This window comes from Actinomycetota bacterium, assembly GCA_040905475.1.
GTDB lineage: Bacteria > Actinomycetota > AC-67 > AC-67 > AC-67 > DATFGK01.
The window spans coordinates 1-10,621 of the sequence record JBBDRM010000025.1 but is presented as its reverse complement, the minus strand read 5'-3'; the positions used below and the strand labels follow the sequence as shown (position 1 = coordinate 10,621).

Sequence of the window (10,621 nt, the reverse complement as noted above, 5' to 3'; positions counted from 1 at the left end):
CTGTGGGAGATCCGCTGTCGCACCCAGGTGCTCGCAGGCGCCGAGGACACACTGACCCCGCCGCGCTTCGCGCGACTCATGGCCGAGCGGATCTCCGCAGCGCGCTTCATCGAGTACGCGGGAGCCGGCCACATGCTGCCCCTCGAGCGGCCGGCTGAGGTAGCGGGAGAGATGGCGGTGCTGTGGGCGTCGCCCCACGACGGGTCGCTTACTCCGGCGCGGGGAGCTCTTGCGAGGGGAGGCGGGGATTCCCGTCCTCTTGCGGGCTGATGATGCGGAACATCGCGATCCATACGAGCCCGGCGATCAGGAGGGCCAGGAAGATCCGCCCGATCCAGCGTCGGCGTTCCTCGGCCGGCTCCTTGGCGAAGCCGACGGGGGAGACGTATTCCTCACGCATCGATACGGAATCGTATCGGGCTGAGCGGGGCGTTGCTCGGAGCGGGTTAGACGGCGACGCGCTGGCGGACGGCGCGATCCCGTCGGATCGTTCGACGCTCTTCCTCGGTCACGCCGCCCCAGATGCCGGCATCCTGGCCGGTCGCGAGCGCCCACTCGAGACAGGAACCCTGGACCTCGCACGAACCGCAGATGGCTCGCGCGGCTTCTATCTGGGCCAGGGCGGGGCCGGTGGTGCCGATGGGAAAGAAGAGTTCCGGGTCGACGTCTCTACAAGAGGCGTCGTGACGCCAATCCATCATCGTCGGATCCACGAGCGAGCGACCCCCCCGGCCACAGGCGTCTACGGCTTTTCTTTGTGGGAACGCGCGCGAGCATATAACCCGGCTTTCGAGAGTGGCAATACCTTCCGGGAAATCACATGGTGCGAATTCGGGCAGCTAGCCGCGCTGCGCGGCGATCGTTCGCCGGGTGCGAGGGCACGAGTGCGCAAGCGACCATACGAACGAACTTGATGACGACAACTCGCAACAGGTGCAACATGTGGCTCATGATGAACGAAACGACCGGATCGTCGCGATGGATGTGATCGGGCATCGTGGGGGAGCAGCCCTCGCGCCCGAGAACACGCTCGCCGCGATCAGAGCGGGGCTCGACTCGGGAGCCGACGGCGTGGAGATCGACGTCCGCCACACGAGCGACGGAGTCGCCGTCTTGTTGCATGACCCCGACGTTGCTCGTACGACCTCCGGGACCGGCCTGGTCGGCGACCTTTCCTCCGAGGAAGCCCGGGCGCTCGGCATCCCAACGCTCGACGAGGCGCTCGACGCCGTTCCCGCCGATCGCACGCTCATCGTCGAGGTGAAAGGCACGCCGTGGGATCCTGGACACGATCCGACCGAGCCTGCTGCGCGGATCGTGGCGGCCACTCTGGCATCGGGGCCTCCGCGGCGTGTGGTCGTCTCGTCATTCAATCCGCTCGCGCTCGCGGTCGTGAGAGCGATCTCCCCTCAGCTGCGGACCGCGGTGCTCACAAGCTCGGCGTTCGACCTGGCATCGAACCTCGCCGCCGCGGTCGCGGGGGCCAACGAGGAGTGCCACGTCCCGGCCGAGATCCTGAAACCTGCGTTCGTTCAGACCGCTCACGATGTGGGGCGGCGCGTCATCGCGTGGACGGTGAACGATCCCGAGACGGTGCTCCGCTGCGCCGAGTGGGGGGTCGACGGCGTCATCACCGACGATCCCCGGATGGCACGGGACGCTTTGGGCCGCTGAGGCGGTGGCGCTCAGGCCAGGAGCGAAAGGGCCTCGTGCGCTGAGGTGAACTCGAAGCGCGTGTCCTCGCCGATGTAGTCGCCGTCGACCTGCAACGGCATCGCGCGATCGGCGATCACCTCGAACCGCTCGAGATCGTGCAGGCCGACCACGTTGCGGAGATGGATCTGCCCGCCCGAGCCGAAGGCGCGCCACAGGAACCGCAATGTGCGGTGGAACGCCAGCGACCGGACCCCCGTGACGTCGAGGCCGCGCTCGGCGTCGGCCAGGGGGGTGACTTGGAAGGGGCGCTTGCCGAGGAACGTGAACGGGTTGGAGTTGCCGGCGATCGCGACCAACAGCTCGCGATGCTCGGTTCCGTCGGGCAAGCGTATGTGGATCGGCTTCTCTCGACGGTTGTACGCGAAGAAGAACAGCCGAAGCGCCGTCGTCACGAAGAACCACTCGCCGATCGCTTTCTTCATCTTGGATCGCCGCTCGACCGCCCGTACGACCGCGGCGTCGAACCCGACCCCCGCGCAGAACGCGAAGTAGCGCCCGTTGACGAGGCCGAGGTTGATCCGTTTGGGGACCGCGCCGTCGTGGAGGCGCTCGAGCAGATGAGCGGTTGCTTCGACCGCGTCCAAGGGGATGCCGTGGGTGCGGGCCAGGACGTTCGTACCGCCGCCGGGGATGATCGCGAGCGGCGTGTCGGTGCCGGCGATCCCGTTGATCACTTCGTTGAGCGTTCCGTCGCCTCCGAGCACCAATACGAAGTCGTAGCCTTCGTGGACGGCTCCGGCCGCGAGGTGCTGGGCGTGGCCGCGCCGCTTGGTCTCCGCAACGTCGACGACGAGGTCGCTCGCGAGCGCGCGTGTGATCACGTCGCGCGTGCGGGCGGTCACGGTCGTCGCTTCGGGGTTGAGGATCAGAAGAGCGCGTTTCACGGCGCGGGACACTACCAATTCCGCGAAGGCGGGTCAGGTCGGCGTCGGCACCGGCTCGGGTTCGGTCGGAGCGGGAGTCGGTTCCGGCCCGGTCGGGCCGGCGGTCGGTTTCGCCGACGGTTTCGCCGACGACTTCGGTCTCGGTACCGACACGGGGCAGTCGCGTGCCGGGATCAGGGAAACCGGGAGGCTCACCTCGACCCCCGACTGCCCGAGCCGGGCGACGCAGTCCCTGCTGTAGCCGAGCACGACCGTGACGAAGCTCTCGCGGGGAACCTCGAACTCGTGCTCGGGAACGTCCTCGAGTGCCCTGGTCATGAAGGAACGGAAGATCTGCGACGGGAACGACCCACCGACGACGGTGATACCGCGTACGTTCCGCATGGAGATCTGCGCCTTGCGGTAGCCCACCCAGACGGCCGTCACGAGGTCCGGCGTGTACCCGACGAACCACGCGTCGTGATACTCCTGCGTCGTCCCGGTCTTCCCGGCGAGGGGGCGTCCGATCTGCGCGCGGCGGCCGGTCCCGCGCTCGACCACATCTTGCAGGACGTCGTTCATGGTGTAGGCGACCCCCGGATCGATCACCTGCACGCCTTTCAGCGACTTCTCCTCGAAGACCGGCGCGCCCTCCGGTCCTACCGCTCGCGCGACGCCGTGCCCGGGCATCTTCACGCCGAGGTTCGCGAAGGTCGCGTACGCGTTGGCCATCTCGAACGGCGAAACGCCCACGCGCAAGCCTCCGAGCGCGATCGAAGGCAGCGGGTCGAGCTCGGAGGAGATCCCCGCGCGGTGGGCGACGTCCACGACCTTCGACGGGCCGACGTCGAGCACAAGCCTGGCGTACACGCCGTTGACGGAGTTGATCATCCCTTCCCGCAGGGAGATGGTGCCCCGCCCGCGTCCGTCGTAGTTGTTGACTTTCCACGACAAGGAGCCGCCGGGCCCGTAGCGGAGCGTCGCCGGATGCGATGCGTATCGCGCGTCCGGCCGGATGCCATCCTCGAGGGCGGCAGCGAGCACGAACGGCTTGAACGCACTTCCCGATTGACGACGTCCCTGGTACGCAAGGTTGAACTGTTCGTCGTCGAAGTTGCGGCCGCCGACCATCGCGCGCACCGCGCCGGTCTTCGGATCGATCGCCACGAGCGCGGCATCGGGATCGCCGGGCCGATCGAGCACGCTCGCCACGGCGTCCTCCGCGTACTCCTGGAGGCGCCGGTCGAGCGTGGTCGTGATCTGCAAACCCCCGCGGAACAAGGCGTCTGCGCGATCAGCTTCGGTCTTGCCGAACGTCGGGTCCGCGAGGACCTGCTGCTTCACGAACTCGACGAAGTAGGGATAGTGGAGGGTACCGAGCGCCGGCTTCCGTTTGGTGAGCCCGATCGGCTCTTTGGCTGCGGCAACCTCTTCGGCCGCCGTGATCATCCTTTCCTCCCGCATGCGGCGGAGGACGTAGGCCCGTCGCGCGACGGAAGCTTCCGGCTGATCGAACGGGTTCACGCTCCCGGGCGATCGGATCAGTCCCGCGAGCATCGCCGCTTGGGGTAGCGTCATCTTCATCGGTTGGGTGCGGAAATAGGTCTCGGCAGCCGCGGCGATCCCGTAGGCCCCCGAACCGAAGTACGCACGATTCAGATACATGGCGAGGATCTCGTCTTTGGCGTGATCGCGCTCGAGGCGAAGCGCCACACGAGCCTCTGCCAGCTTCTTTTTCAAGGTCCGTTCGCCGTCCGGGAAATACATGAGCTTCGCGAGCTGCTGCGTGATGGTCGACCCGCCTTGGACCGTCTCGCCCTTGGCCCAGTTCGCGAGCGCGGCTCTCGCGATCGCCTTCGCGTCGACCCCGGAGTGATCCCAGAAACGCGCGTCCTCGACGGCCACGACGGCGTTCTTGGCGACCTGTGGGATCGCCGAGGCGGCCACCTGGGTGCGGTTCTCCTCGAACAGCGTGGCCAGGAGCGTGCCGTCGGACGCGCGGATCTGTGAGCGAAGCGCGAGCGGCCGCGCCTCCTGCTCGGGGAGGGGCCCGAAGAGCGCCGAGCACCCGGTTGCCGCGGGCAAAAGGATCAGCAAGGCGGCGCAACGTCGAAGATTCACGTCGCGCGTCCGGACGAGGCGCCGAGATAGGGGAAGGTGATCATCCTGGTCGGATCTGCTCAAAAGCCGTCTTGGTTACCTTCGGCGTCTTCCCTGGCATCTTGAACTGCGGTCCTTTAGCGGGGTCGAGATCGAGGGTATCACCGGCGCATGTGGCCGGCCGAAGTCCTGGAGGGGGCCTCTAACCTCGGGCTTTGGCTCGGATCTCGGCGAGGACCTCTTGAGGGTCGGCGTGCCGGCCGGTTGCCTTCTTCGAGTAGACGAGCGCGCCGTCGACGGTGACCTCGAACACGCCGCCCTTGGAGGGGATGAGGGCGAGGTCTTCCACCGAATGCTCGAACTCTTCGAGGATCTTGGCCGTCAGACCGACGGCCTTGTCGAGATAGCCTCAGACGGCGCAGTACTCGATGGTGATCTTCATGTCGGTAACGGTAGCACCGCGTCGGGGCCGGGTCGGGACTCCCTCAGCTCCACATCGACAGATCGCGCCCGAGCCACTCGGCGAGTGCGGCGTTGTCGGCGGCGAAGTAGTCGGCGAGATCCGCTCTGGTCTTCGGGTCCATCGGCTCGTGCACGCGGCCCTCGCGGGTGAGCATGCGAGCGATCGTGAGCCGCATCTTCTTCGGGATCCGCGTCCAGACCCGTGGTCGGAAGACCAAGCCGGTAAGAGCTTTCAGTCTCGTCTCGCGGTAGGCGTTGGTGACCTCGCCGACGTTGGGAGGGATCACCGACTCGTCGATCCCCAGATGGCCACACAGCTTCTTGAACATCTGGACCGGGTCGCGTTCTAGGTCGTCGAGCAGCAGGACCAGGATCTGCTCGCGAGGGAAGTGCTTGGCCAGCCGCTCGAGCTGGGGCAGGTAACGGCTGAACAGAAGGTAGTACGGCCACTCCGATCCCTCGGGGGCGCGGCGCTCGCGCGCGACGGCCTCGACGAACGAGGCTCGCTCCATATCGTAATACCGCGCGTGAAGGTAGTGGGAGTAGGCGCGATCGACCGGATTACGCAGGATGGCGACGAGCCGGGCCTCCGGAACGATCGAGGCCATCCGTTCCGGCGCGTGGGGGGAGGTTATGTACGTCGGTGTCGCTTCTCCGACGGCCTTCTTGGCGCCTGCTTCGGCGAAAAGGCCGGCGTACCAGTCGATGCCGCGCTTGAACACGGGATCGCGGTCGAAGAAGTAGATCTCCTTCTGCGAAGGCACGAAGACGTCCGGGTGCGCGCGCAGGTAGTGCCAGAGCGAACTGGTTCCGGACTTGGCGGCTCCGACGATGAGGAAATTGGGGAGGGTGCGGGGCATCGCATCGCACCCTACCTAGAGCCTGAGGGTCGGTAAAGACGCGGCTTCGCGTAGTTCGGTACTACCGGACGCGAACGGGAACCGCCGGCCCCTTGTTGAGGACGCGAGGCTATGATTGCCGCGATGGGAGCCGTCGGAACCGGCATCGTCCACCCTGCTCCACCACGAGCGGCCACGGGCGGAGGCGGGGGCGGCTGGGCCTGGCTCCTAACTGCGTCGGACGCCGTCGAGGCGGAGATCGTACGGGGGCTGCTCGAGGCCAACGGCGTGCCGGTCGCGCTCGACTGGCGAGACCCCTCGCCGTTCGCGTGGATGCATCTCTCGGGCAACCTTCACCGGCCGGTGCCGGTCTACGTGCCGGCGAGCATGGTCGACGACGCCAGGTTGCAGATCCTCGAGATGGGACTCGGCGACGAGGAGCTTTCCGAGCCGATCGAGCCGGTGACCCCGGTCATGCGCGAACGGCATCGCATCCTGTGGCTGGCCGTCCTTGTGCTGACCGTCATCGCCGCCGCGTGGCTCCTCTTCGTCGAGATGTTCGGATTCGCCCCCTGCGCGCTGCGTCTCTTCTGTATCTAGCCGCTGCTACGCTGGCTCCATGAGGCGAAAAGCGCCTGTTGCTGCGCTGTTCTCGGTGTGGCTTGCGGCTGGCGTTGTTGCATTCGCGCAGTCGCCCAACGAGCGGGATATCGACGTCTCTCCGACGACCCCCCTTTCATTCGGGAGCTTCTGCCTTGGCGTCTCATCCGCTCCGAAGCTCGTAACGATCAGCAACACCTCAGACGGAAGCGACTCCGAATCCAATCTGGAGATCTCCTCGATCGTTCGGTCCGGGGGGTCGGACGCAGCGGACTTCGCTCGGTCATCACTGACGCCTTCCTCGCCGATCGAGCCGGGAACATCGGCTTCATTCTCCGTGACGTTCACTCCCTCCGCGCGAGGCCCCCGGGACGGGAAGTTCACGGTCAACAGTGATGATTCCGACGAGCCCTCGGTCGATGTGCCCTTCAACGGCACCGGAATCGACCGGAGGATCACGGTCAACACGGCGACGGTGGCCTTCGGGGAGCAGCGCGTGGGGACTCGTTCACCGACGAAGACTCTCATCATCAGTAATCCCGGCCAGGACACCCTCACCGTGAGCGCCGTGAAGAAGGTCGGGACGAACGCAGCAGACTTCGTTGTCCCGATCCCGGCTGCGTTCTCGCTCGCTCCCGGAGCGACGAAGAGCATCAACGTCGCGTTCCAGCCGACGGGCGACGGCTTGCGTAAAGCCACGCTCGAGATCACCTCCAACTCCTGCACGCAGCCCAAGCTGAACGTGTCGTTGGTCGGCACGGGCGTGATCCCGAACATCGTGGTCCAGCCCAACCCGATCGACGTCGGGACGTCTTCGGTCGGGAAGAAGGGCAAGCCGACGGCCGTGACGGTGTCGAACGAGGGCGCGGCGGCGCTCAAGATCACGACGATCCAGATCATCGGAGAGAACGCGCCCGACTTCGAGCTGTCGGGCCTTCCTCCGGTCCCGGAGACCCTTCAGCCGGATGAGTCCTTCGTTTTCGCCATCCGCATGACGCCGACGGAGGAGGGTCTGCGACTCGCGAGCATCAACGTGCTGAGCGACGACCCGGATGTTCCGACCCTCACGGTATCCGTTCGCGGCTCGGCGACGGCCGCCAGTCCCAGTCCGACGGCCTCGGCGTCGGCGAATGTCTCCCCGACGATGTCAGCCTCGCCATCCTCGACCGCTTCGCCGCTCCCCGCCGGCACGCCGAACGACTCGCTCGCGATCACGCTCGTCGTTGGGGGCGTGCTGTCTGCGTTCGTCGGGCTGATGATCGTCCGGCGGTTCCTGCGAACGCCGGAGGATGAGGAGGGGTTCTAGAGGAACGCGGGCTCTTCGCGGCGGCGCTGGACCAGGAGCCCGACGAGCGCGAGCGGCCCGATCGCCGTCCCCATGATGAACCAGCCGACCGCCGACCGGTTCCGGCGGATCGCCAGCAAGCCGCACACGAGGCCGAAGACGGCCCCGACCATGAGCCAGATCGCGAGAAGCACGGCCCGAGGGTAGACGCCACAGGCTCTGGAATCAACGCGCCCGGCCTCCGACGAGGCCGTCCTGCTGCGGTACCATCGCGAAGCCATGGCCTCCCTCAAGACCGTCATCCTGTGCGGCGGGAAAGGCACTCGGGCGTACCCGCACACGACCGAGGTGCCCAAGCCTCTGCTCGAGGTCGCGGGCCGTCCGATCCTCCAGCACGTCATGGAGATCTACGCCGGTCAAGGCTTCCGTTCGTTCGTGCTCTCGGCCGGGTTCAAGGCGGACATGATCCGGTCCTTCGCCTTGGGCATGCCGTCCGACTGGGAGATCGAGGTCGTCGACACCGGGGAAGAGACCAACACCGGCGGTCGCGTCCTCAGGGTCAAAGACCTCGTCGGCGACACCTTCTTCGCCACGTACTCGGACGGTCTGGGGGACCTCGACCTGAATGCCCTTCTCGCGTTCCACCAACGTCACGAGGGATCGGCGACACTGACCACGGTTCCGCTGCCCTCGCAGTACGGGACCATCGAAGTAGCCACGGGCGGCAAGGTCGAGCAGTTCCGGGAGAAGCCGACCCTCCGCGAGCACCTGATCAACGGCGGGTTCTTCGTGTTCGACCGGCGCGCGTTCGACCTCTGGCAGGGCGACGACCTCGAGCGAGAGGTGCTTCCGGCGCTCGGCGAGGCGGGGCAGCTCTACGCGTATCGCCACGACGGCTTCTGGAAATCGATGGACACCTATAAGGATGCGGTGGAGCTGACCGCTCTCGCGACCGAAGGGAGGGTTCCGTGGGCTCGCTCGAAGGCGCCCGCGTCCTCGTAACGGGGGCGGATGGGTTCATCGGGTCGCACCTCACGCGCCGGCTGGTATCGGACGGCGCCGAGGTGCACGCACTGACCAGCGACGTGTCCTCGGTGTTCCCGCGCCGCCTACTCGATCTGCGGGGGCGGATGGAGATCCACGAGGGGAACCTCATGGATCGGAGCGCGATGGATGCAGTTGCGCGCTCGGCCAAGCCGTCTTACATCTTCCACTTGGCGGCGTACACCCACGTCGGGAAGTCTTGGCAGCGGGTTGACGAGTGCATCCAAGCCAACATCCAGGGAACGATGAACCTGCTCCAGGCGCTGGCCGATCAGGGCTACGAGCGCTTCGTGAACACGGGTACCAGCGAGATCTACGGCGACATCGAAGTGCCGTTCCGGGAAGACGCTGTGGTGAATCCGATCTCGCCGTACTCGGTTTCGAAGTATGCGGCGGAACGTTTCTGCCGGCTGTTCCAGCGGGCGTACGGCTGGCCGATCGTGATGTTGCGCCCGTTCAACGCCTACGGTCCGGCGCAGAGCCCGGACCGGGTGATCCCGGAGATCATCGTCCGCGCGCTCCGCAAGGAAGAGCTGAAGATGACGCAGGCCCGGCAGACCCGCGAGTTCAACTACGTCGAGGACCTCGCCGACGGGTTCGTCAAAGCGGCGACGACACCGGACGTGAACGGGGAGCTGTTCAACATCGGGGGCGGCGAGGAGATCTCGATGCGGGATGTCGCGACGCAGATCCTCGAGGTCATGGGCAACCCCATAGAGCCGCAGTTTGGCGCCCTGCCGGAGCGGCCGACCGAGATCATGAGGATGTACTGCGACTCATCCAAGGCCCGGCAGCGCCTCGGCTGGGAGCCGAGCCACTCGCTGCGCGACGGCTTGGAGAAGACGATCGAGTGGTACCGTCGCGAGCTGGAGACCCCCGGCTCGCCGTTCGTTCCTTAGAGCCCCGCTCTAACCTTCTTGCCCCGCTGACCAGGGCAAACAGCTGCCTGCCTTCGCGACCGACTTGGAACTTCTCTCCTGATTAGTGACGAAGGAAGGATGTCGGAGCTTTTGGTCGTATTTGGTAATCCAGCCACCACGCCGGGTGGATTCGTTGTCGGTTCGCAGGAAAGGGAGGGTGAGGCCTGTGCGGAAGCTGGGCATCGTGGCCCTAGTGGCCTGCATCGCGTTGGTCATCGGTTTGCCGGGGCCGGCGGGGGCGAGTGTCACAGGGTCTACCGTTTTCAACTGCAACGTCAAGCTGCCGGTCTGGCCGACGGCGAACGGTCCGGCGGTTAACTGCGTGGGCAAGACCACGGGCTACCTGCAGGGGCAGACCACGGCTCCCGCCACCGCCTACCGGGTGGCTGCATTGAACTCGGGCTTCGTCGGGGCCGCGGCCAAATACAGCGAGACGTGTACCTTCAACGAGCCGCTGAACGGCAAGGCGAACGGGAAGTTCTCCGCGTCGAATCTGAGGTCGATCACGCCAAACGGTAAAGCCAGCTCTTCCGGAACGAATTTCGTCTGGACCCGGATCGGGTCGACGGCGTTGATCAACCTGACGGGAGGCACGGTCTTCCTGCCGGGCGGCAAGCAGGCGAAGGGTTCGCGGGGAACAGCTGCGGCGGCTTTCGCGCCGACCAAGCCGATCCCACCGGGCACGTGCACGGCACCCAAGCCGCTGAACGCGACGATCGTCGGCGTAGCGGTGTTCCAGAGCTAACAACAAAAGGTACGAATCGGTACGGAAGGCGCAGGGCTTGCCCTGCG

General features: G+C 66.3%; 14 protein-coding genes and 1 pseudogene. 7 read left to right on the top strand and 8 right to left on the bottom strand.

Translation table 11 applies throughout. From position 1 onward, the window contains the following. Nucleotides 1-270: a hypothetical protein gene (locus WEB06_02350; protein ID MEX2554453.1), complete on the top strand. Its 270-nt coding sequence runs from the start codon at nucleotides 1-3 to the stop codon at nucleotides 268-270. Here the strand turns inward: WEB06_02350 and WEB06_02345 are convergent. Beyond that, complete coding sequence (locus WEB06_02345; protein ID MEX2554452.1) at nucleotides 209-400, bottom strand: hypothetical protein; 192 nt, start codon at nucleotides 398-400, stop codon at nucleotides 209-211. The genes WEB06_02350 and WEB06_02345 overlap by 62 nt on opposite strands. A gap of 46 nt (nucleotides 401-446) precedes the next feature. Then, nucleotides 447-698, bottom strand: coding sequence for a WhiB family transcriptional regulator (locus WEB06_02340; GenBank protein ID MEX2554451.1), 252 nt, complete (start codon nucleotides 696-698; stop codon nucleotides 447-449). A gap of 280 nt (nucleotides 699-978) precedes the next feature. On the opposite strand from WEB06_02340, the gene WEB06_02335 reads away from it, so the two are divergent. Further along, nucleotides 979-1,674, top strand: coding sequence for a glycerophosphodiester phosphodiesterase (locus WEB06_02335; GenBank protein MEX2554450.1), 696 nt, complete (start codon nucleotides 979-981; stop codon nucleotides 1,672-1,674). Between the two features lie 11 nt (nucleotides 1,675-1,685). On the opposite strand, the gene WEB06_02330 is transcribed toward WEB06_02335, so the two are convergent. The 4 genes and pseudogenes from WEB06_02330 to WEB06_02315 form a co-directional block, all read right to left on the bottom strand. Further along, nucleotides 1,686-2,600 (bottom strand): diacylglycerol kinase family protein, encoded by a 915-nt coding sequence (locus tag WEB06_02330; GenBank protein ID MEX2554449.1) that lies wholly within the window; start codon nucleotides 2,598-2,600, stop codon nucleotides 1,686-1,688. Between the two features lie 33 nt (nucleotides 2,601-2,633). Beyond that, nucleotides 2,634-4,700 carry a PBP1A family penicillin-binding protein gene (locus tag WEB06_02325; protein ID MEX2554448.1) on the bottom strand — a complete coding sequence of 689 codons (2,067 nt, stop codon included), beginning with the start codon at nucleotides 4,698-4,700 and terminating at the stop codon, nucleotides 2,634-2,636. 181 nt (nucleotides 4,701-4,881) lie between these two features. Next, a pseudogene (locus WEB06_02320) lies at nucleotides 4,882-5,076 on the bottom strand (Rdx family protein). An 88-nt stretch (nucleotides 5,077-5,164) separates the two neighbouring features. Further along, nucleotides 5,165-6,001 (bottom strand): sulfotransferase, encoded by an 837-nt coding sequence (locus WEB06_02315; protein MEX2554447.1) that lies wholly within the window; start codon nucleotides 5,999-6,001, stop codon nucleotides 5,165-5,167. Nucleotides 6,002-6,124: 123 nt separating this feature from the next. Here WEB06_02315 and WEB06_02310 point away from each other — a divergent pair, with 123 nt between their 5' ends. Beyond that, the gene (locus WEB06_02310; protein MEX2554446.1) at nucleotides 6,125-6,580 is read left to right on the top strand and encodes a DUF2007 domain-containing protein; all 456 of its coding nucleotides are present in this window, start codon (nucleotides 6,125-6,127) and stop codon (nucleotides 6,578-6,580) included. 6 nt (nucleotides 6,581-6,586) lie between these two features. Here WEB06_02310 and WEB06_02305 read toward each other — a convergent pair whose 3' ends face one another. Next, nucleotides 6,587-7,138 carry a hypothetical protein gene (locus WEB06_02305; GenBank protein ID MEX2554445.1) on the bottom strand — a complete coding sequence of 184 codons (552 nt, stop codon included), beginning with the start codon at nucleotides 7,136-7,138 and terminating at the stop codon, nucleotides 6,587-6,589. Between WEB06_02305 and WEB06_02300 the strand changes: the two genes are divergently transcribed. Further along, nucleotides 7,056-7,886 (top strand): choice-of-anchor D domain-containing protein, encoded by an 831-nt coding sequence (locus tag WEB06_02300; protein MEX2554444.1) that lies wholly within the window; start codon nucleotides 7,056-7,058, stop codon nucleotides 7,884-7,886. The two genes, WEB06_02305 and WEB06_02300, sit on opposite strands and share 83 nt — an antisense overlap. Here WEB06_02300 and WEB06_02295 read toward each other — a convergent pair. Beyond that, nucleotides 7,883-8,059 (bottom strand): hypothetical protein, encoded by a 177-nt coding sequence (locus tag WEB06_02295; GenBank protein ID MEX2554443.1) that lies wholly within the window; start codon nucleotides 8,057-8,059, stop codon nucleotides 7,883-7,885. The genes WEB06_02300 and WEB06_02295 overlap by 4 nt on opposite strands. Nucleotides 8,060-8,144: 85 nt before the next feature. Here WEB06_02295 and WEB06_02290 point away from each other — a divergent pair, with 85 nt between their 5' ends. From WEB06_02290 to WEB06_02280, 3 genes are all read left to right on the top strand, one after another. After that, complete coding sequence (locus WEB06_02290; protein ID MEX2554442.1) at nucleotides 8,145-8,867, top strand: sugar phosphate nucleotidyltransferase; 723 nt, start codon at nucleotides 8,145-8,147, stop codon at nucleotides 8,865-8,867. Continuing rightward, a complete protein-coding gene (locus WEB06_02285; GenBank protein ID MEX2554441.1) occupies nucleotides 8,834-9,808 on the top strand; it encodes a GDP-mannose 4,6-dehydratase in 975 nt (324 codons plus the stop codon). The genes WEB06_02290 and WEB06_02285 overlap by 34 nt, the downstream gene beginning before the upstream one ends. Before the next feature lie 187 nt (nucleotides 9,809-9,995). Beyond that, the gene (locus tag WEB06_02280; protein ID MEX2554440.1) at nucleotides 9,996-10,574 is read left to right on the top strand and encodes a hypothetical protein; all 579 of its coding nucleotides are present in this window, start codon (nucleotides 9,996-9,998) and stop codon (nucleotides 10,572-10,574) included. The last annotated feature ends 47 nt before the right edge of the window (nucleotides 10,575-10,621 follow it).

Excerpts from the sequence above, each read along its gene's own strand:
- WEB06_02345 (MEX2554452.1), bottom strand. The coding sequence starts at position 400 with ATGCGTGAGGAATACGTCTCCCCCGTCGGCTTCGCCAAGGAGCCGGCC.
- WEB06_02290 (MEX2554442.1), top strand. The coding sequence starts at position 8,145 with ATGGCCTCCCTCAAGACCGTCATCCTGTGCGGCGGGAAAGGCACTCGG.
- WEB06_02335 (MEX2554450.1), top strand. The coding sequence starts at position 979 with ATGGATGTGATCGGGCATCGTGGGGGAGCAGCCCTCGCGCCCGAGAAC.
- WEB06_02340 (MEX2554451.1), bottom strand. The coding sequence starts at position 698 with ATGGATTGGCGTCACGACGCCTCTTGTAGAGACGTCGACCCGGAACTC.
- WEB06_02315 (MEX2554447.1), bottom strand. The coding sequence starts at position 6,001 with ATGCCCCGCACCCTCCCCAATTTCCTCATCGTCGGAGCCGCCAAGTCC.
- WEB06_02310 (MEX2554446.1), top strand. The coding sequence starts at position 6,125 with ATGGGAGCCGTCGGAACCGGCATCGTCCACCCTGCTCCACCACGAGCG.